Annotated in this window: 18 protein-coding genes; 7 read left to right on the forward strand and 11 right to left on the reverse strand. The window is 69.0% G+C overall.

Features of this window, described 5'->3' with window-relative positions; all coding sequences use genetic code 11:
- On the reverse strand, positions 1-2,601 hold a 2,601-nt coding region (gene topA, locus HXX10_RS11930; RefSeq protein ID WP_296522457.1), incomplete at its 3' end, for a type I DNA topoisomerase.
- Positions 2,602-2,860: 259 nt separating this feature from the next.
- Here topA and HXX10_RS11935 point away from each other — a divergent pair.
- The gene (locus HXX10_RS11935) at positions 2,861-3,070 is read left to right on the forward strand and encodes a hypothetical protein (RefSeq protein WP_296522459.1); all 210 of its coding nucleotides are present in this window, start codon (positions 2,861-2,863) and stop codon (positions 3,068-3,070) included.
- Positions 3,071-3,165: 95 nt separating this feature from the next.
- Here the strand turns inward: HXX10_RS11935 and dprA are convergent, their stop codons facing one another.
- From dprA to HXX10_RS11960, 5 genes are all read right to left on the reverse strand, one after another.
- Positions 3,166-4,284 (reverse strand): DNA-processing protein DprA, encoded by a 1,119-nt coding sequence (gene dprA / locus HXX10_RS11940; protein ID WP_296522460.1) that lies wholly within the window; start codon positions 4,282-4,284, stop codon positions 3,166-3,168.
- A 153-nt stretch (positions 4,285-4,437) separates the two neighbouring features.
- Positions 4,438-5,088, reverse strand: coding sequence for a class I SAM-dependent methyltransferase (locus HXX10_RS11945; RefSeq protein WP_296522462.1), 651 nt, complete (start codon positions 5,086-5,088; stop codon positions 4,438-4,440).
- 236 nt (positions 5,089-5,324) lie between these two features.
- A complete protein-coding gene (gene plsY / locus HXX10_RS11950) occupies positions 5,325-5,978 on the reverse strand; it encodes a glycerol-3-phosphate 1-O-acyltransferase PlsY (RefSeq protein WP_296522463.1) in 654 nt (217 codons plus the stop codon).
- A gap of 110 nt (positions 5,979-6,088) precedes the next feature.
- Positions 6,089-7,390, reverse strand: coding sequence for a dihydroorotase (locus HXX10_RS11955; RefSeq protein WP_296522464.1), 1,302 nt, complete (start codon positions 7,388-7,390; stop codon positions 6,089-6,091).
- 104 nt (positions 7,391-7,494) lie between these two features.
- The gene (locus HXX10_RS11960; protein WP_296522465.1) at positions 7,495-8,448 is read right to left on the reverse strand and encodes an aspartate carbamoyltransferase catalytic subunit; all 954 of its coding nucleotides are present in this window, start codon (positions 8,446-8,448) and stop codon (positions 7,495-7,497) included.
- 123 nt (positions 8,449-8,571) lie between these two features.
- Here HXX10_RS11960 and HXX10_RS11965 point away from each other — a divergent pair, with 123 nt between their 5' ends.
- Positions 8,572-10,218 carry an acyl-CoA dehydrogenase family protein gene (locus HXX10_RS11965; RefSeq protein WP_296522466.1) on the forward strand — a complete coding sequence of 549 codons (1,647 nt, stop codon included), beginning with the start codon at positions 8,572-8,574 and terminating at the stop codon, positions 10,216-10,218.
- A gap of 120 nt (positions 10,219-10,338) precedes the next feature.
- Here the strand turns inward: HXX10_RS11965 and ruvX are convergent, their stop codons facing one another.
- Entirely contained in the window at positions 10,339-10,818 is a 480-nt protein-coding gene (gene ruvX, locus HXX10_RS11970; protein WP_296522467.1) for a Holliday junction resolvase RuvX, read from the reverse strand.
- A 173-nt stretch (positions 10,819-10,991) separates the two neighbouring features.
- On the opposite strand from ruvX, the gene HXX10_RS11975 reads away from it, so the two are divergent.
- From HXX10_RS11975 to HXX10_RS11995, 5 genes are all read left to right on the forward strand, one after another.
- The gene (locus HXX10_RS11975; RefSeq protein WP_296522468.1) at positions 10,992-11,690 is read left to right on the forward strand and encodes a metal-dependent hydrolase; all 699 of its coding nucleotides are present in this window, start codon (positions 10,992-10,994) and stop codon (positions 11,688-11,690) included.
- Between the two features lie 251 nt (positions 11,691-11,941).
- Positions 11,942-12,616, forward strand: a complete 675-nt coding sequence (locus HXX10_RS11980) for a hypothetical protein (protein ID WP_296522470.1) — start codon at positions 11,942-11,944, stop codon at positions 12,614-12,616.
- Positions 12,617-12,781: 165 nt separating this feature from the next.
- A complete protein-coding gene (locus tag HXX10_RS11985) occupies positions 12,782-13,336 on the forward strand; it encodes a CreA family protein (protein ID WP_296522575.1) in 555 nt (184 codons plus the stop codon).
- A gap of 592 nt (positions 13,337-13,928) precedes the next feature.
- Complete coding sequence (locus HXX10_RS11990) at positions 13,929-14,885, forward strand: PAS domain S-box protein (RefSeq protein WP_296522471.1); 957 nt, start codon at positions 13,929-13,931, stop codon at positions 14,883-14,885.
- Positions 14,886-15,125: 240 nt separating this feature from the next.
- Positions 15,126-15,389, forward strand: a complete 264-nt coding sequence (locus HXX10_RS11995) for a hypothetical protein (RefSeq protein ID WP_296522472.1) — start codon at positions 15,126-15,128, stop codon at positions 15,387-15,389.
- 68 nt (positions 15,390-15,457) lie between these two features.
- Here HXX10_RS11995 and ybaL read toward each other — a convergent pair whose 3' ends face one another.
- The 4 genes from ybaL to HXX10_RS12015 all read right to left on the reverse strand — a co-directional run bounded on the left by ybaL (position 15,458) and on the right by HXX10_RS12015 (position 19,487).
- Positions 15,458-17,239 (reverse strand): YbaL family putative K(+) efflux transporter, encoded by a 1,782-nt coding sequence (gene ybaL, locus HXX10_RS12000; protein ID WP_296522473.1) that lies wholly within the window; start codon positions 17,237-17,239, stop codon positions 15,458-15,460.
- Positions 17,240-17,724: 485 nt separating this feature from the next.
- Positions 17,725-18,264, reverse strand: a complete 540-nt coding sequence (locus HXX10_RS12005) for a DUF3124 domain-containing protein (protein WP_296522474.1) — start codon at positions 18,262-18,264, stop codon at positions 17,725-17,727.
- Positions 18,265-18,784: 520 nt separating this feature from the next.
- The gene (locus HXX10_RS12010; protein ID WP_296522475.1) at positions 18,785-19,123 is read right to left on the reverse strand and encodes a DNA-binding transcriptional regulator; all 339 of its coding nucleotides are present in this window, start codon (positions 19,121-19,123) and stop codon (positions 18,785-18,787) included.
- Complete coding sequence (locus tag HXX10_RS12015; RefSeq protein WP_296522476.1) at positions 19,092-19,487, reverse strand: type II toxin-antitoxin system RelE/ParE family toxin; 396 nt, start codon at positions 19,485-19,487, stop codon at positions 19,092-19,094. Before HXX10_RS12015 ends, HXX10_RS12010 begins: the two co-directional genes overlap by 32 nt.
- Positions 19,488-19,614: the final 127 nt, after the last annotated feature.

Here is a 19,614-nt window from a genome sequence, read left to right on the forward strand (position 1 = left end):
GGCCAAGAAGGCCGCCGTCTTGGTGCCGGCGGCCTTCTTGGCCGGTGCCTTGCGCTTCGGGGCGCCGCCGGTCTTCTCGGCGCGCGCCGCGATCAGGCTGACGGCCTCCGCGAGCGTGATGGTCTCCGGCGTCTTGTCGCGAGGCAGGGTGGCGTTGATGCCGTTGTGACTGACATAGGGGCCGTAGCGGCCGGCCTTCACGACGATGGTGCCGCCGTGCTCGGGATGATCGCCGAGCGCGCGGCCGGGATCGCCGCCGAAGCGTTTTCCACGCGGCCCCTTGGCCAGCTTCTCGGCGATCAGCGTCACGGCCCGGTTGAGCCCGATGGACAGAACCTCGTCGCCCGGCTCCAGATTGGCGTAGGTCTTGATGTGCTGGACATAGGCGCCGAACCGCCCGATGCCGGCGAGGATCGGCTCGCCGTCCTCCGGGTGCTTGCCGACCTCGCGCGGCAGCGACAGCAGCCCGAGCGCCAGCTCGAGATCGACGGTCGCCGGTTCGGTGCCCTTGGGCAGGCCGGCGCGCTTCGGCTTCTCGCCATTGGCGGCCTCGCCGAGCTGCACATACGGCCCGAAGCGGCCGTTGCGCAGGCTGACCTCGAGCCCGGTGTCCGGGTCCTGACCCAACACCTTGTTCTCGGCCTCCGGCGCGCCGTCGGCGCCCGGCACCGAGAACGGCCGCGTGTACCGGCACTCGGGATAGTTCGAGCAGCCGATGAAGGCGCCGTAGCGGCCGAGCTTCAGCGACAGGCGGCCGGTGCCGCAGGTGGTGCACAGGCGCGGATCGGTGCCGTCCTCGCGGGGCGCGAAGATGTGCGGGGCGAGCATCGCGTCGAGAGCGTCGATCACCTCGCTGATCTTGAGGTCCTTGATGCCGTCGACCGCGCCCGTGAAGCCGGTCCAGAAGCGCCGCAGCAGCTCGTGCCACTCGATCTCGTTGTTGGAGACGCGATCGAGCTGCTCCTCGAGATCGGCCGTGAAGTCGTACTCGACATAGCGCGAGAAGAAGCTCTCCAGGAACGCCACGACGATACGTCCGCGGTCCTCCGGCACCAGGCGGCGCTTGTCGATCCGCACATAGCTGCGGTCCTTGAGCACCTGCAGGATCGACGCATAGGTCGACGGCCGGCCGATGCCGAGCTCCTCCATGCGCTTGACCAGCGACGCCTCGGAATAGCGCGGCGGCGGCTCGGTGAAGTGCTGGGTCGAGTCGAGCGCGAGCTTCTTCAGCGCCTCGCCGGCGCTCATCTGGGGCAGGCGGCGGCTTTCCTCGTCCTCCGGATCCTCGTCGCGGCCCTCCTGGTAGACGGCCAGGAAGCCGTCGAACGTGATCACGCTGCCGGTGGCGCGCAGCTCCAGCACGCGCGACTTCGCCGGCGCGTCGACGTTCGCCGTGATGTCGACCGTCGTGCGCTCGAGCTCGGCCGATTCCATTTGGCTCGCCACGGCGCGCATGTAGATCAGCTCGTAGAGGCGGGCCTGGTCGGCGTCGAGATGGCGCTTGAGGTCGCGTGGCCGGCGCGCCATGTCGGTCGGCCGGATCGCCTCGTGGGCCTCCTGGGCGTTCTTCGCCTTGGTCTGGTACTGGCGCGGCGCGCCCGGCAGATAGCGGTCGCCGTAATCGGCCCGCACCACGTCGCGAACCGCCGCGATGGCCTCGGGCGCCATCTGGACGCCGTCGGTTCGCATATAGGTGATCAGGCCGACCGTGTCGCCGCCGAGGTCGATGCCCTCATAGAGCCGCTGTGCCACCCGCATGGTATGGGCCGGCGCGAAACCGAGCTTTCGGCTCGCCTCCTGCTGCAACGTCGAGGTGGTGAACGGCGGCTGCGGGTGGCGCTTGGTCGGCCGCGCATCGACGGTCGCGACCGCGTAGCGGGCGGCCTCGAGCGCGGCCTTGAAGTCGGCCGCCTCGGCGCCGCTGCCGATGTCGAGCCGGGTGATCTTCTTGCCGTCGGCCCCGACCAGGCGGGCCTGGAAGCTGTCGCCGCGCGGGGTCGCCAGCGTCGCGATCAGCGACCAGTACTCCTGGGTGACGAACTTCTCGATCTCCAGCTCGCGGTCGCAGACCAGCCGCAGCGAGACCGACTGGACGCGGCCGGCCGAGCGGGCGCCGGGCAGCTTGCGCCACAGCACCGGCGACAGCGTGAAGCCGACCAGATAGTCGAGCGCCCGGCGTGCCAGATAAGCGTCCACCAGCGCCTGGTCGATGGCGCGCGGATGCTTCATCGCCTCGGTGACGGCCTGCTTGGTGATGGCGTTGAACACCACCCGCTCGATCGGCTGGTCGGCGGTGAGTGCGCGCCTTTCCTTGAGGGCTTCGAGCAGGTGCCAGGAAATCGCCTCGCCCTCGCGGTCCGGGTCGGTCGCCAGGATCAGCTTGTCGGCTCCCTTGAGGGCGCGGGCGATGTCGGCGATCCGCTTCTGCGCCTTCCCGTCGACCTCCCACACCATCTTGAAGTCGGCCTCGGGATCGACCGAGCCATCCTTCGGCGGCAGGTCGCGGACATGTCCGAAGGAGGCCAGCACCTCGTAGCCACGGCCGAGATACTTGTTGATGGTCTTCGCCTTGGCCGGAGATTCGACGACAACGACGTTCATGAAAAGCCTTGCACTGGGCGCAAATCGGGGGGCGGTGGACCGGGTCGCCGGTCCGCCGCGGGCCCGGGGAAAATGGTTAAGCAGGGGCCGGGTGTCAAATCCGGGCTGCCGCGCGTCGACGGCACACGTGGCCATATATCAAAAGTTGTGTTTCTTTAGCGGTCCAATTTGAGATAGTATTCCTGTCCAAGACGTCGAGCGAAACTCGCATTCCCGGCGCCGTCCGGCCCGCCTGGGCCGGGCCGCGGCAAGGTTTCTTATGCCCGAACCGCCACCCGCCGTCGAAGACTCCACGCCGCAATCGGTCGCCGCCTATATTGCGGATCTGACTGGCGATCTCGCCCGGATCGCCCGCCGTCACGGGCTGCAGACGCTCGGCTACCTGCTCGAGATGGCGCACATCGAGGCGGAAGCGACATCGGAGGCCGGCCGCGACCGCGGCCGCGCCAACGGGGCGCCGTCGCCCTGATTGGGTGCAGACCGGAGCCCGCAGGTCCGGCAAGGCGGGGGAGGAGGCTTCGTTCTCGGTATCGAGGTATGATGAGCGCTGGGTTAAGCGCGGCGTCACAACAGGGCGACACGGCCGCCGCGCTGGCGGTCGAGCCGTCCAGCCAGCTCCAGCTCCAGCAGCGTGGTCAGCACGGTGGCGGGGGCGGCGCCCGACCAGCGGATCAGGTCGTCGACGCCGACCGGGGTCGGCCCGAGCAGCGCCGTGATGCCGTCCCGCGCCTGGCCGTCGGCCGGCAGGTCGAAGGGCAGCGGCAGGGTGATCGGCGCCGGCTCGTCGAGCGGGCGCTCGAAGCTTTTGCCGAGCATCGGCTCCAGGGCCGCGATCACGTCGGCCGCAGACGTCACCAGGCCGGCGCCCTGCTTGAGCAGGTCGTTCGTTCCCTCGCTGCGCGGGTCGATCGGCGAGCCCGGCACGGCGAACACCTCGCGGCCGTGGTCGAGCGCCCGCCGCGCCGTGATCAGCGAGCCGGAGCGGCGCGCCGCCTCCACCACCACGACGCCCATGACGAGCCCCGAGATGATTCGGTTGCGGCGCGGAAAATCGCGGCCGCGCGGAATCCAACCCATGGGCATTTCCGAGACCACGGCGCCGGCCCCGGCGATCGCCTCCAGAAGCTCGGTGTGCTCGGGCGGGTAGGGGCGGTCCTGCCCGCCGGCCACCACCGCGATGGTGCCGCGCGAGAGGCTGCCCCGGTGGGCCGCGCCGTCGATGCCGCGGGCGAGGCCCGAGACGATCGCGAAGCCGGCATCGCCGAGCTCGCGGGCGATTCGTTCGGCGAACATCAGCCCGGCCGCCGAGGCGTTGCGGGCTCCGACGATGCCGACGGCCGGCTGCTGCAACAGTTCGAGCTTTCCACGCACGCCGATCAGCGGCGGGGCGTCGTCGATCGCCTGCAGGGCGGGCGGATAATCGGGCTCGCCGAGTGCGACCAGGCGGACGCCGAGCCGACGGCCGGCGACCATTTCGCGCTCGGCTTCGGCCAGGGTGGCGACATGGGGGGCCCGCACGGCGCCGCCGCGCCGGGCCAGCTCGGGCAGGGCCGCGAGCGCCGCTCGGGCGCCGCCATACCGGTTGAGCAGGGCCTTGAAGGTGCGCGGACCGACATTCTCGCTGCGGATCAGCCGCAGCCAGTCGAGCCTTTGCTCGTCGGTGAGACGCACGCCGGGCGCCACGCGGACGCTCCCCCTGCCGGGGCGGCCGAACGCCGGGCCGCCTCGCTCCACCGGCGCATGGTGTCACGGGATCGCGCGATGCGCGAGAGGAAGATGATGTGCACGCGTTCGAAGACGCGGCGGCGGCCGCTGACGCCCGGTCTCGGCGACAGCTCAGGCGCGTTTGGTGCCCCGACAGACATAATAGGAGCCGAACAGGAACTCCTCCATCTCGAAGCCGTCGACCAGCGGCGCGAGGTGCTCCCATGGGCGGATGTGGGGATTGCCCAGAACGGTCCACTTCATCAGCCAGATCGAGAAGGGCAGCACCAGCTTGCCGCCGACGCCGGGCGGCAGCTTGGCGTCCATGATGACGATGCGGCCACCGGGCTTGAGCAGCTCGAGGGCACGCGCCAGCACGGCGCGGTGGTGCGGCATGGTGTTGTAGGAGAGACCGAACATCACGCCGTCGAGCGGCTCGGGCGCGCGGTAGTCGGCGGCGTCCGATTCGGTCAGGTGGACATTGCTCCAGCCGCCGCGCGCCACCAGGTTGCGGGCCCGGCCCAGCATGCCGGGCGAGAAATCGACGCCGTAGACTTGGCCCCCGGCGCCCACCGCCTCACGCAGGAAGGGCAGGTTGCGCCCGGTGCCGCAGCCGATCTCGAGCACCCGCGCGCCCGGCTGCAGGCCGATGCGCTCGACCGCGACGCGGCGGAACGCCGTCGGCATGAACAGGAGCCATTCGAACGGAACGATCAGGCCGGCGATGCGATCGTAACGGCGGCGGATGAAATCGAGATCGTAGTCGGCCCACTGGATTGCCACGTGACCCCCCGGACGTCGCGCGCCCCCCGGCGCACGGTGTCGCCATTGCGACCGTTCACCCGCAACACGGGATACAAGCGGTCGGTACGACTCGCCATTCGCAAACAGCGGGGCGCAGCTTCACCAATTCCCGCGATACGGCATTAAGCCTGGAAGTGTAAAGTTGGTGTCAGCCCGGAGTAATACGGGGGCGCCACACTGTTGCGCCGGCAACACGCCGCCGTCGGCCGGTGCGCTCAGGCGGCCTCGTCGGCCGGCGGCTTGCCCTTGCCGATCTTCGATTCGGTGCCGGCCAGGAGACGCTTCAGGTTGGCGGCGTGCTTGATCCAGGACAGCACGGCGAGCAGTGCGAACAGGAGCGCCTCCGACGGCCGTCCGGCGGCCCACAGCATGAGCGGTGTCGCGGCGCTCGCGGTCAGGCCGGCGAGCGAGGAGTAGCGGGTCGCGGCGGCCACCGCGAGCCAGACCAGGCCGAAGCCGACGGCGACCAGCGGCGAGAATGCGACCAGCACGCCGATGAAGGTCGCGACGCCCTTGCCGCCGCGAAAGTGCAACCAGACCGGGAAGAGATGGCCGAGAAACGCGCCGAGCCCGGCGAGCAGCGCGAGGTCGTGGCCGGGTGCCGCGGCACTGCCGACGAGCGGTGCCAGCAGCACGGCCGCCGTTCCCTTGAGGGCGTCGAGCAGCAGCGTCAGGGCGGCGAGGCCCTTGCGGCCGGTGCGCAGAACATTGGTCGCGCCGATATTGCCGGAGCCGATCGCGCGGATGTCGCCGGCGCCCGCCATCTTGGTGATCAGCAGGCCGAACGGGATCGATCCGAGCAGATAGCCGAAGACGATCGCCGCCGCGTAAACCGGGAGGGCGGCGGACCAGTCGGCGGGATGGAGCATGGTGTCGTCGCTCCGGGGGTGAATCCGTGCGCCGCGGCCGCATTCGGCCGGACGTCGCGGCGGACCCTAGCGAGCGACAGGGCGGCCGGCAATGCGCCTCGGCGCGCCGTTCACACGAGCTCGTAGACGGTGCGGCCGCCGACGATGGTGCGCACCACGCGGCCCTGGAGACGGGCCTCGTCGAAGGGCGAGTTCTTGCACTTCGATTTCAGGTCCTCGCGGTCGAGCACCCAGGGGGTGTCGAGATCGACGACGATCACGTCGGCCGGGCTGCCGGCGCGCAGCGTGCCGGCCGGCAGGCCGAGCAACTCGGCCGGCCGGGTCGACATCGCCTTGATCAGGGTCGTCAGCGGCACGTCGCCGGCATGGACGAGGCGCAGGCCGGCGACCAGCATGGTCTCGATGCCGATGGCGCCGGGGGCGGCCTCGGCGAAGGGCAGCCGCTTGGTCTCGACGTCCTGCGGGTCGTGGTCGGACATCACCACGTCGATCAGGCCGGCGCGCAGGGCCTCGACCAGCGCGGCGCGGTCGCTCTCCGGCCGCAGCGGCGGCGTCACCTTGCAGAAGGTGCGGTAGGAGCCGACGTCGAGCTCGTTCAGCGTGAGATGGTTGATCGAGGCGGAGGCGGTGACGCGCAGCCCCGCCTGCTTGGCGCGGGCCAGCACCTCGAGCGAGTCGGCACAGGTCAGCGAGGCGGCGTGGTAGCGCGCCCGGGTGAGGCCGACGAGCCGGACGTCGCGCTCCAGCATGATGGTCTCGGCCGTCTTCGGGATGCCGAGCAGGCCGAGCCGTGCGGCGTACTCGCCTTCGTTCATGACGCCGTCGGAGGCGAGATCGGGGTCCTCGGTGTGGTGCACCACGAGGGCGTCGAAGTCCCGCCCATAGGTCAGCGCGCGTCGCATCACCTTGGCATCGGTGACGCTCTTCGCCCCGTCCGTGAACGCGACGGCACCGGCGGCCTTGAGGAGGCCGATCTCGGTCATCTCCTCGCCCTTGAGGCCCTTGGTGAGAGCCGCCATCGGATGCACCCGCACGATCGCGGTGTCGCGGGCGCGGCGCATGACGAAGTCGACGGTCGCCGGGTCGTCGATCGGCGGATGGGTGTCGGGCTGGCAGACGATGGTGGTGACGCCGCCGGCGGCCGCGGCGAGGCTCGCCGACGCGAAGGTCTCGCGATACTCCGCGCCGGGCTCGCCGATGAAGGCGCGCATGTCGACGAGGCCGGGCGCCACCACCTTGCCGGTGCAGTCGACCACCTCGGTGCCGCCCGGCACGCCGGCCGCGCCGATGCCGCGCTTGATGTCGCGCACCAGCCCGTCGGCCATCAGGAGGTCGCCGGTGATGTCGAGATCCTGGGAGGGATCGACGATGCGGGCGTTGGTGAGGAGGATCGGGCGGCGGTCGGACAGCATGGCGTTGTTCTCTCGCGGGTCGTCAGGCAGGTCGCTCCGCCGGCGGACCGGCGGGGACGACACAGAGGCGGAGCCGGGGCCGGAGGGTGGCGCCGGCGCGCCCGTCAGGCATTGGGCAGGTTCCGCGACAGTGCCTCGAGCACCGCCATGCGGACAGCGACGCCCATCTCGACCTGCTCGCGAATCAGCGAGCGTGAGCCGTCGGCGACCGTCGAGTTGATCTCGACGCCGCGGTTCATCGGGCCCGGATGCATCACCAGGGCGTCGGGCTTGGCCCAGCCGAGCTTCGTCTCGTCGAGCCCGTAATAGGCGAAGTACTCGGTCGAGGAGGGGATGAAGGAGCCGTTCATGCGCTCGCGCTGCAGGCGCAGCATCATGACGATGTCGGCGTCGCGCAGCCCCTCGCGCATGTCGCGATAGACCTCGACGCCGAACCGCTCGATGCCGGGCGGCAGCAGGGTCGAGGGGCCGATCACCCGCACCCGCGCGTCGAGCGCGTTGAGCAGGATGATGTTGGAGCGCGCCACCCGCGAATGCAGGATGTCGCCGCAGATCGCCACCGTCAGGCGCTCGATCCGGCCCTTGTTGCGGCGGATCGTCAGCGCGTCGAGCAGCGCCTGGGTCGGATGCTCATGGGCGCCGTCGCCGGCATTGACGACCGAGCAGTCGACCTTGTCGGCGAGCAGCTTGACGGCGCCCGACGCGTTGTGGCGCACCACCAGGATGTCGGGGTGCATGGCGTTGAGCGTGATCGCCGTGTCGACCAGCGTCTCGCCCTTGCGGATCGAGGACGCCTGCACGGCCATGTTCATCACGTCGGCGCCCAGCCGCTTGCCGGCGAGCTCGAAGGACGACTGAGTCCGGGTGGAGGCTTCGAAGAAGAGGTTGATCTGCGTCCGGCCGCGCAGCGAGGTGCGCTTTTTCTCGACCTGGCGATTGAGATCGACAAATTCTTCGGCGAGGTCGAGGAGACCGACGATCTCCTCGCGCGATAGGCCTTCTATCCCCAACAAGTGACGCTGGTGGAGTACGAAAGCGGCTTTGGGTGCGACATTCATCAAAGCCAGCCGTATATGCGCGTTCGAGGATGGCAGCAAGCGCATCGTGCTATGCTTGCCAGTTGTCCCCAGCCGGACGGGACGGCACAGGCGAGGCGGCGGTTGCGCCAGGGGAGACGCACGATGGCCGAAGGCATCATGGTGGGTGACGACCGCTTCAACCAGTCGCCGTCCTTCGCGGATGTCGACCTTTATGACAGCGATCGCGCCCTCAAGGATGCCGTGATCGCCAACGAGGCGGTCGACGAGGCGCGGATGCTCGCCGCCTTCGGGCGCCGCTGGGGCGCCGGCGAGATGGCCGAGCATGCGCGGCTCGCCAACGAGAATCCGCCGCGCCTGCAGGCCTTCGACGCCAAGGGGTTTCGGCGCGACACCGTCGAGTTCCACCCGTCCTATCACCACCTGCTCAAGGAGAGCATCGGCGCGAGCCTGCACTGCTCGACCTGGTCATCGTCCGGCGAGCGCGCCGACGCCCCGGCCGAGGTGGCGCGGGCCGCGCGCTTCTACATGGTTGCGCAGGTCGAGAACGGCCACCTCTCCCCGATGATCACGACCCGTGCCGCGGTCGCGCCGCTCGCCGCGGGGCCGAAAGCGGCGGCCGACATGATCCGCAAGGTGGTGACGCGCCATTACGACCCGGGTTTCCGCCCCTGGGAGGAGAAGTTCGGCATCACGATCGGCATGGGCGTGACCGAGCGGCAGGGCGGCACCGACGTCCGCGGGGCCGTCACCAGGGCCGAACCGACCGCCGACGGCTACACCATCGCGGGCCACAAGTGGTTCATGTCGGCGCCGATGAGCGATGCTTTCGTGGTGCTGGCCCAGGCCCAGGCGGGACCGACCGCGGTGCTGGTGCCGCGGTTCCGCCCGGACGGTAGCGTCAATGCCATCGAGTATCAGCGCCTCAAGAACAAGCTCGGCAACCGTTCGAGCGCCTCGGCCGAGGTCGAGTTCCGCGGCGCCTTCGCCTGGCGGCTCGGCGAGGAGGGGGCGGGGGTGCGCACCGTGATGGAGATGGTGCAGCTCACCCGCGCCGACTGTGCCGTTTCCTCCGCCGGCCTGATGCGGGCGGCGCTCGCCCAGGCCCTGCATCACACCCGGCATCGCGGCGTCTTCGGTCGCCGCCTGTCCGAGCAGCCGCTGATGCGCGCCGTGCTGGCCGACCTGGCGCTGGAGGTGGAAGCCGCCGTGGCGCTGGTCTTCCGGCTCGCCCGCTCGTTCGACCTCGCCGGCGAAAGCGAGGCCGAGCGGATGCGCGTCCGCCTGCTCACCCCGGCCGCCAAGTACCGGATCGCCAAGGCGGCTCCCGCCTTCGTGGCCGAGGCCATGGAGTGTCTCGGCGGCAATGGCTTCATCGAGGACGGCGTGCTGCCGCGGCTCTATCGCGAGGCGCCCGTCAATGCGATCTGGGAGGGCTCCGGCAACGTGGTCTGCCTGGATGTTCTGCGGACGCTCGATCGCCATCGCGAGGCGGTTCTCGCGGTGGTGGCGGATCTGGCCCGCGAGGCGAGCGACCTGCCGGGCGTGGCCGCGACGGTGGCGTCAGTGAAGGACGCCTTCGACAGCGACGAGCCCGAGCGCGCCGCGCGGTTGGCGGTCGAGCGGCTGGCCCTGCTGGCGGCGGCGGCCGCACTGCGGACCTCGGACTCGCCGGTCGCCGAGCTGTTCGCGCGCACGCGCCTGCTGGGCGGCGGCGGGCTCACGGCCGGCACCAGCGGGCTCACCCCGATCGAGACCCATCACCTGCTCACCCGGGCGATGCCGGAGTGACGGCCCCCGTGGTGCTGTCGCGGTGCTTTCGCGACCGCTGATGACTTATCGCGTTCAGGCGTGAATAACGTCTTTATGTCAATAACATTGGCTGGGCTGGCGGCGGCCGGGTCCGCCCGGTCAAGGCAGCGTGCCGCGGCAGAGCCGGTCGAGCGCGCCCTGCAGGATGAAGATCGCCGCGTGCTGGTCGATCACGGCCTTGCGCTGCCGGCGGCTCGCATCCGCCGCGATCAGCTCGCGCTCGACCGCGGCGGTCGACAGCCGCTCGTCCCACAGACCGATCGGCAGCGCGGTGATGCGCGAGAGGTTTCTGGCGAAGGCGCGGGTCGACTGCGCCCGCGGGCCCTCGCTGCCGTTCATGTTGAGCGGCAGGCCGAGTACCAGGCCGACCACGCGGCGCTCGCCCGCCAGCGCCAGCAGGCGCGCCGCATCGTCGGTGAACCGCTTGCGCAGGATCGTCTCGACCCCGGTGGCGACCCGCCGGTCGGGATCGCTGACCGCCACCCCGATGGTCTTCTCGCCGAGATCGAGGCCGACGAGCGCGCCGCGCTCGGGCAGCAGCGCATCGAGGTCGGCGAGCGGCACGATCGGGGAGGGCATGCGCCCGCCTAACACGGCGCCGCCGCCGCGGCCAGTCCAGACTCTTCCGCGCGATGCCTGCCGGCGGACGAGCCGCCGATTGACGCTCGCAGCCGGCTGCGGCTTATCTTCCGCGTCGGTCATGTCGAGGGCGCGCGAGTGTGCCGCCCCGCTGCCCCGTGAGGAGAGTCGTCATGGAGATCACCTGGTTCGGCCATTCCGCCTTCCGGCTGGATTTCAAGGGCACGGCCGTGCTGATCGATCCATTCTTCACCGGCAATCCGGCCTTCGTGTCGGACCGCGCCGCCGCCATCAAGGGCGTCAGCCACATCCTGGTCACCCACGGGCACGGCGACCATGTCGGCGACACGCTGGCGATCGCCCGCGAGACCGGCGCGACCGTCACGACAAATTATGATCTCGGCATGTGGCTGGTGTCGAAGGGGCTGGAAAAGTTCAACCCGATGAACACCGGCGGCACGACCAATCTCGGCCGCTTCACCGTGACGCTGGTGCGGGCCGATCACTCCTCCGGCGACATGGTCGACGGCATTCCGATCTATCTCGGCAATCCCTGCGGCGTGATCGTCAAGGCGGCCGGCGAGCCGACCGTCTACCACATGGGCGACACCGATGTGTTCACCGACATGGGCCTGATCGCCGAGCTGCACGAGCCGAAGATCGCCATGGTGCCGATCGGCGACCGCTTCACCATGGGGGCGCGGTCGGCGGCCTTCGCGGTGCAGCGCTTCTTCCGGCTCGATGCCGTGATCCCATGCCATTACGGCTCGTTCCCGATCATCGACCCGACGGCCGAAAAGTTCGTCGACGCCATGAAGGGCCATGCCACCCGGGTGATCGTGCCGGAGAAGGGCGAGCCGGTCGCCGTCTGAGGTGGCGTCGTCGACGATCGCAGGCGGACAGGGATCGAACCACGGGGAGCGTCGCGCGAACTCAAGGGTGTGAATCTCGCTCGGCACACGGTTCGGGCGGGAACTCTCTGCCGGTTCGCGCGTTATCACGAGCCGGCCGTGTACGTGTTCGGCGTCTCAGTGGATTGACCATGACCTCCCGCTCTCCCCACGACTTCTCGCTGTGGCCCGAACGGGCTCGTCCGGTGCGCCGGAAATTATCGGCGTCCCGTGTGGCAGGCGGCGTTGCGGCCAGCCTCGTCTGTCTGGTCGCCGGCTATGCCGTCGTCTCCGAATTGGTGCGCCCGACGGCCCTCGAGGCGCCGATCGGCCGAAGCTGGGAGGCCTTTGCGGCGAGTGAGCAGACCGGGGCGCTTGTCGCGCCGGTTGCCGCCACCACGGCGAGCGCGCCGGCGTCGGCCATGGCAGCCCCGGCCATCGCGCCGGCGCCCCCCGTCGCGACGCGGTCCGCCTCCATGGCGGAGCGCGTGACCGGTGACGCGGCTCGTCCACGCAGCCGCGGGGCGGTCGCCCCCGTCGCGCTGGCGCCGATCGGCACTGGCGGGCCGCCGAGCACCACCGACGGGCGGAGCGTTCCGGACGGCAGCCCGAAATCCACACCGGCCCCTGCCGCGAAAGCGGCGCCGGCGGCCGTTTTGCCCGCCAAGGACGCGGTCGAGCGCAAGGCCGTCGAGCCCCCGAAGGAGGCGATCGTCGCCCTGGGCGAAGAGAAGCCGGTTGCGACCGACCATCCGAAGCCGCTCAAGAAGGCGCGCAAGAAAACCCGCTCCAACACGGCCGACCGGTCGCGTGGCGGCGACTGGCAGCGGGCCGAGGCCTATCCGCGCTCCGGCTCCGGCTCCGGCTACGGCTACGGATACCGCCCCGGCGGATTCTATCCGTACTGAGGCACGCTCGAGCGAGGCCGGCGCCGCTTCGATCTCGTGCGGATGCGAGTATTTTTACCGAACCCGCCTTCCGCCCACGGGCCGAACCCCTATCTGACTGACCGTAACAATTTACCGGTCCGGTCGCCCACGACCGGGCCGACGCGCGACCTCATGGAGTTCGACATGCGCCCGAGCCGCCAAATCCTCCTTCGCCATTCGTCGGCCCGGGTGGCGTTTTCGGTGCTCGCCGTCGTGCTCGGCCTCGCCGCCACGACGCCCGCGTCCGCGGCCGACGAGCCGGACCTGATCTTCCGCCGCTCCACCGTGTTCAAGTGGTTGAGCCCGAACGACAAGCTGGCCACCTACGGGCTCGACGATCCCGAGGTCGACGGCGTCGCCTGCCACTTCACGGTCCCCGAGAAGGGGGGCTTCAAGGGCTGGCTCGGCCTGGCCGAGGAAGTGTCGGACATTTCGCTCGCCTGTCGGCAGATCGGGCCGATCCGTATAAAGAAGAAGTTCGAGCAGGGTGTCGACGTATTCCGTCAGAGGCGCTCACTTTTCTTCAAAAAAATGCAGATCGTCCGCGGCTGCGATACCAAAAGAAACGTGCTGGTCTACATGGTTTACTCGGACAGGATCATCGAAGGGTCGCCGAAGAACTCGACATCGACGGTGCCGATAATGCCGTGGGGCGCGAACGATACAATTCAGCGCTGCGCCGACTTCGTCGAGAACTGAATGGTCTCCGAGCGCCTGTGCGGTCCGCCGGTGCAGCACGGCCTCACACGCTCCGATCCACCCTATTTTCCACAGTTGCGGCCTACCGTTCGTCCGAACAGTACTGGGATATGGTTGTGACGGAGAACACGACGGGTGCGACGGGTTATACGGTATGCTAGCCGACACGAGTGGCGGCAAAGCCGGTCGAGCTGGCTTATCCGCTTGATCTCGGTCAACGAATTCCGGCGGCTGATGACCCAGAAATGCCTCCGGATCGAGGTCCGCCTGTGTGCCGCTTCGATTGCTCCGGCACACGGCGGGCGCGTTGCCGCGATCTGTCGCCGGGCCGGCATTGCTTTCGCCGGGTTTTTTGGCGTTGCCTCATTGTTTTGCGCGTCCTTCGCTCTCGGTTCACGGGGCTGCGTGACGGACGTCACATTTTTTGCCAGTTGGATGCCGGAGTCTTCGGCCGCGCGGAAGCGGATTATACTTCCGGGTCGCGGTTGAACGGCGTGGTTGCCGTTGAACGGCGTGGTTGCCGGAGCGCGTGACCTGCAATAGCTTGGACCTATGTTGGATTGAGATGCGGTCTCCACGTGACATCGTTCACATGATCCTTGAATCGGGACCGAGCGGCCTGATCCTGGTGGATGGCGGGGCGCGTATCGCCTTCGCGAACGAGCACGCGGAAGAGATGCTGGGCTTCGAGCGCGGCGAGCTGCTCGGCCTTCCGATCGACGCCCTGGTGCCGAACCGCTTCCGCGACAATCATCCGGAGATGCGGCGCATCTTCGATCTGGCGCCACGCGAGCGGCCGATGGGTGTCGGGCGGGACCTGTTGGCGCAGCGCAAGGACGGGACCGAGTTCTCGGTCGAGATCGCGCTCAAGCCGATGGTGGTCGACGGGCAGACCTACGTGCTGGCCGTGCTGGTCGACATCTCGGAGCGCAAGCGCACCGAGGACCGCCAGCGCCTGCTGATCGGCGAGCTCAACCATCGCATCCAGAACCTGTTCGCCGTCATCCAGTCGGTGGCGCTGTCGAGCCTCAGCGGCGAGCGCTCGCTGCGTGAGGCGCGCGACGTTTTCGTCGATCGCCTGCAGTCGCTCGGGCGCGCCTACACGCTGATGACCGAGCAGGAATGGCGCGGCGCGCCGCTGCGGCAGATCCTCGCCTCGGAGACCTCGGCCTTTGCCGACCGCGTGACGCTCGACGGCATCGACGTGATGGTGAAGCAGAATGCTGCGCAGAGTTTCGCTCTGCTGCTGCACGAGCTCACCACCAACGCCGTCAAGTACGGCGCGCTGTCGGCGCCGGAAGGCAGCATCGCCGTGAGCTGGAAGGTGGAGCGGGATTTGCGCCCGACGGCCTTCGTGCTCTCCTGGCAGGAGGACGGCGGACCGCGTGTCGCGCCGCCGACCCGCAGCGGCTACGGTCGCAAGATCATCGAGGATACGATGCGGCGGATCGGCAAGCACCAGATCGAGTATGCGCCGGACGGTCTCAAATACCGGATGGAAGCACCGCTCGACAAGGTCGGCTGGGTGATCGACGATCCATCGCTGTGACGGCGTGACGAATCGCGCGATCATGGTAACCCGGCCGGCGGCGTTGCCGACGCGCCACGGATCGTTGCCATCGTCGCGCTAGCGTCATAAATTTCGCAACCGCCATGGCGAATGCGGTATCCAGGATTTCGTATTTTGACATTCGTAAACGTTGCGCCGGGCACCGCGCTGTCATTGTCGATGAATTGGAACACCGAGCTCGCTTACTTCGTGACTCCGAAGTCCGGTCCGATGCGGCCCATGCGGACGTTGATCGACGCCAACCGGGCGTTTCTCGACGATCTGCCGTTCGGCTGCCGCAGACGACCGCACTGGGCGGCGTTCGGCCGGCTGTTGCTGATCGCCTCCGACACGTCATCGACCATCGACGTTCGGCTGGCGACTGACGCGCTGGTGCGTGCTCTCGAGGCCGAGGGCTGGATGACGCGCGCCCATCCGTCGCCGCCCGCCGGTCTCGCCGACAGCGCCGGCGACCCTGCGGTGCCGCGTAAGCTCTGGTACTGAGAACTGTCCTCGGCCGACTGTCGGCGTCGCCGTACCGGCGTTGATATGTCGGCGCAGCACTGTCGACGTCAGGATGTAGCCTCGGGCAAGTTGCCCTGCGCGCCTGTATGCGTCGTGGTCGGAACGATCCGCTCGATGAGGCCGCGCGCGATCTCGCGCTCGCCCATGATGACGATGGTCGCACCGAGGCTGCGCAGGTGCTCGACCTCGGCATCGGAATGCGCGCGCGCCAGAATCTCGATGTCCGGATTCGCCGCCTTGGCCTGCGCGACCACCTGCCCGGCCTCGAACGCGTTGGGGATCGCGAGCACCAGCCGCTTCGCTGCGGCGATATTGGCAGCGGCGAGAATCTCGGCGCCGGCGGCATTGCCGGCCAGCGTCTCGACATGGCGCACACGCAGATCCGCGAGCGCATCGTCGGCGTCCTCGATCACCAGCAACGGTACGGCGGCGGCCAGCAGGGCCTCGCCGACCAGCCGACCGACGCGGCCGTATCCGACCAGGATGGTGTGGCCGGTGAGTGTGGTCGGCACCAGCGCCTCATCGGCGTCCGCCGCCGTGGCCGCCGGCGGTGCGGCGGCAGGCGGTGCGCTGTCGGCAGCGGGCGCCGCCTGCGTGGCGCGGCGATCGAGCCGGGCCTTGACGGCGGCGACGCCGGCGAAAGCCAACGGATTGAGCAGGATCGACAGGATGGCGCCGGCCAGGATCAGGTCGCGCGCATCCTCGGGCAGCAGCTTCAGGCCGACGCCGAGCTCGGCCAGGATGAACGAGAACTCGCCGATCTGCGCCAGGCTCGCCGAGATGGTCAGCGCCGTCCGTAGCGGATGCCCGAAGGCTCGCACGATCAGGAAGGCGGCGACCGACTTTCCGATCACGATGATGAACAGCGTGGCCAGGATGGCGAGCGGCTCGCGCACCAAGCTCATCGGATCGAACAGCATGCCGACCGAGACGAAGAACAGCACCGCGAAGGCGTCGCGCAGCGGCAGCGACTCCTCGGCGGCGCGGTGGCTCAATTCTGATTCGGCCAGGATCATTCCGGCGAAGAAGGCGCCGAGCGCAAACGACACGCCGAACAGCTTGGCTGCGCCGAAGGCGACGCCGAGCGCGATCGCCAGCACGGCAAGGCGGAACAATTCACGCGAGCCGGTGTGCGCCACCCAATGCAGCACCCACGGGATGACGCGGCGGCCGACCACCAGCATGACCAGAACGAAGGCCGCGACCTTGACCAGCGTGACGGCGAGGATGCCGCCGACGCCGAGATCGAGCCCGAAGGTGGCGTCGACCGCGTGGGCGCCGCCCGTGCCGGGCGAGCCCGTGCCGAGCGCGCCGGCGAGCGCCGGCAGCAGCACCAGGGCGAGCACCATGGCCAGATCCTCGACGATCAGCCAGCCGACCGCGATGCGGCCGCGTTCGGTCTCGACCAGGCGGCGCTCCTGCAGGGCGCGCAGCAGCACAACGGTCGATGCGACCGACAGCGCGAGGCCGAACACCAGGCTTGCCGCGAGCGGCCATCCCATGAGCCAGGCGAGGCCGGCGCCCATCGCGGTCGCCACCGCGATCTGGACGATCGCGCCCGGCACCGCGATGGCCCGCACCGACAGGAGATCGTCGAGCGAGAAATGCAGCCCGACCCCGAACATCAGCAGGACGACGCCGATCTCGGCGAGCTCGGTGGCGAGCGCCTGGTCGGCGACGAAACCGGGCGTGTGCGGCCCCACCAGCACGCCGGCGATCAGATAGCCGACCAGCGGCGGGATTTTCAGCCGGTGCGCCAGCGCGCCGAGCACGAAGGCGAGCCCGAGCCCCGCGACAATGGTGGCGATCAGCGGGGTCTCGTGCGGCATGACGGCTTCGGCCCTCGACGCGGTCCGGCCTGCGGAACGTCAGTTGGTGTTTTGGATGCCGGCCATTATGGAGCGCCGCCGACCGGCCGGGCAACCCGGGGCAGGGTGTCGCAGGCCGGCGCAGCGGCTGGAGCGATTTTCGATGGCGACGAATCGGCATTCGCACCGCTCGTCCCCGTGAAGGCGCTACGGGATGCACACAAGGCTTGCCATGCATGAGAGCGTCATGCGCGGGCTCGACCCGCGCATCCATCGATTTTCGCAAAAATGCTTTGTTCGCAGGATGATGGATCGCCGGGTCAAGCCCGGCGATGACGACGGTGGGGAAGGCGCTCTTTTTGCCGTACCACCAGATGGTCTCGACAAAACGAGATCTGTGCATCCCGTAGCGTGAAGGCGGGGACCCAGTGCGCTGGGCGTGGCCTCTGGATTCCCGCTTTCGCGGGAATGAGCGGAGGGGTGGGTCGAGGTCGCCGGAAAATGCTCTAAGGCCTGGCGATGCGGCGGCCGGTGGAGACGAAGCTGTAGCCTTGTGTGCCATGCACCGCGACCATCACGGCCTCGACCACCGGCTCGTCGATCGCCTCCGGCGACGACCAGTCGACCAAGAAGCTCGCCCCGATGCCGCCGCGGACGTCCTCCTGGGCGATCACCACCTGCAGCGAGGCGAACGGCTTCAGCGCGACCGGCTTGTCCAGCGAGCGCTCGATCAGCCGGCCGGCCTGGTCGCGATACTCGATGGCGTCGACCACCAGCAGGTGCCGCTCGGAGGCGTTATGGATCGACAGGAGCCCGGAGAAGTTGAGCCGGGTGCGGCCGCCGCCGGCGATCACGGTGGAATGCAGCGGCACGAGAATGCGCCCGCGCGCCGCCGGCGTCCCGGCCGGCACCGGCGCGGTGGCGTCAGGCACGATCATGACGGTCTGCTCGGCCGCGGCGGCGCCGGACGTCCCGGCCAGCAGGGCCAGACCTCCGACGAGGCCTCCGACGATGGCGGCAAAGGCGAGCATCACGGCGCGACGCACGGCGGGTCTTCTCGATGGGGGTGGGTTGCCGGACATCAGATCCGACTCTTAGAGCCTTTTCGACAGCGATGAAAACCACGGGCGTCGACGGCGACTCACGAATTCCCGGCCCGTGAGCTCGCGCGAACTCGCATCATCCGGATTCGTTCGGGGTTCGAAAGAGATGGTCGGAGCGGAGAGATTTGAACTCTCGACCCCCAGTCCCCCAGACCGGACAGTAGAGAGTATAATATTCTGTAATATCAGTTATTTGTATGAGAATTTGCAGTCAGCTCGGGACTCGTTTCGGGACTTTCGGAAACGGACGGGCCGCCCCGCGGGAACGGTTTGACCCGGCTGTGCGGAACTCCTCCGGCACACGCGTGATCAGATCATCGAACATCGCGGGTCTCATCCAGGGCCGCGAAGGGGGAGACCTGGACTCGGCCTGGCCGGGCTCGCGCCGACATGCGACTGCCCGTATGCCTGCCCAAGGAAGCCTCGTAAACCGAGGCCTCAACTCGATGAGGCCTCTGCTCGATTACGTGATGGCGTCGAGGCCCTTGGCCTTGACGATCGACAACAGCTTCAGTGACGGGCCGCTCGGCCGCTTCTCGCCGCGCTCCCATTCGCTCACGAGCTTCGGCTTGACGTTCAGGTAGTGCGCGAAAACACCCTGGCTGACGCCGGCGTGCTTGCGGATGGCGACGATCTCCCCGGCCGACAGGGGCTCGACGGCCGTCAGGCACGAGGCGTCGAACTCGCGCATGGTGGCCTTGTCCACCAGCCCGATCCGGTGCAGGCCGGCGGCGGTCTCGTGGATGGCGGCCGCGATGCGGCTGCGCGGCTTACCGGCCGTGCTCTTCTTCGTCGTCGGCATAGGGTAGCTCCTTCAGCTCCTGCTCCGCGACCGCCTTTGCGATCTGGCGGTCGGTGTAGGCGAGGACCAGCTTGGCGAGCTTCTTCAGGTCGGTCAGCTCCGCCACATCGATGTTGGCCCGTTCGTTCTTGGCGAAGCCGTACAAAAACACGCTCCGCTCGGCCGTCCGAAACGCAACCACGGTGCGGTACCCGCCGGACCGGCCACCGCCCGGTCGCGCGACGCGCTGCTTGATGAGGCCACCGCCGAGGTCCGCATCGACCGCGCCGCGTTCCGCACGGGCGACGGCCTCGCACAGGCGCCTGTCGTCGAGGCCTTCCTTGCGGGCGAACCGCGCGAAGACCCGCGTCATGAAAACTCGCATGTCCCCCACCCGCCGGCATAATATGCCCCCTAGGGGTATAGTTCAAGGCGCGAGCGCACCGGGCGCCTCGCCGATCCTGGCTCTCAGGGGCGGATTCATCTGTGGGGCCGGTCGCAGCGCCGCGGCC

The sequence above is a fragment of the Rhodoplanes sp. genome, from assembly GCF_013377085.1.
Classification (GTDB): domain Bacteria; phylum Pseudomonadota; class Alphaproteobacteria; order Rhizobiales; family Xanthobacteraceae; genus Rhodoplanes.

Coding starts and splice junctions, on each gene's coding strand:
- HXX10_RS11935 (WP_296522459.1), top strand. CDS start 2,861: ATGCCCGAACCGCCACCCGCCGTCGAAGACTCCACGCCGCAATCGGTC.
- plsY (WP_296522463.1), bottom strand. CDS start 5,978: ATGCTCCATCCCGCCGACTGGTCCGCCGCCCTCCCGGTTTACGCGGCG.
- HXX10_RS11955 (WP_296522464.1), bottom strand. CDS start 7,390: ATGCTGTCCGACCGCCGCCCGATCCTCCTCACCAACGCCCGCATCGTC.
- HXX10_RS11960 (WP_296522465.1), bottom strand. CDS start 8,448: ATGAATGTCGCACCCAAAGCCGCTTTCGTACTCCACCAGCGTCACTTG.
- HXX10_RS11965 (WP_296522466.1), top strand. CDS start 8,572: ATGGCCGAAGGCATCATGGTGGGTGACGACCGCTTCAACCAGTCGCCG.
- ruvX (WP_296522467.1), bottom strand. CDS start 10,818: ATGCCCTCCCCGATCGTGCCGCTCGCCGACCTCGATGCGCTGCTGCCC.
- HXX10_RS11975 (WP_296522468.1), top strand. CDS start 10,992: ATGGAGATCACCTGGTTCGGCCATTCCGCCTTCCGGCTGGATTTCAAG.
- HXX10_RS11985 (WP_296522575.1), top strand. CDS start 12,782: ATGCGCCCGAGCCGCCAAATCCTCCTTCGCCATTCGTCGGCCCGGGTG.
- HXX10_RS11990 (WP_296522471.1), top strand. CDS start 13,929: ATGATCCTTGAATCGGGACCGAGCGGCCTGATCCTGGTGGATGGCGGG.
- HXX10_RS11995 (WP_296522472.1), top strand. CDS start 15,126: ATGCGGACGTTGATCGACGCCAACCGGGCGTTTCTCGACGATCTGCCG.
- ybaL (WP_296522473.1), bottom strand. CDS start 17,239: ATGCCGCACGAGACCCCGCTGATCGCCACCATTGTCGCGGGGCTCGGG.
- HXX10_RS12010 (WP_296522475.1), bottom strand. CDS start 19,123: ATGCCGACGACGAAGAAGAGCACGGCCGGTAAGCCGCGCAGCCGCATC.
- HXX10_RS12015 (WP_296522476.1), bottom strand. CDS start 19,487: ATGCGAGTTTTCATGACGCGGGTCTTCGCGCGGTTCGCCCGCAAGGAA.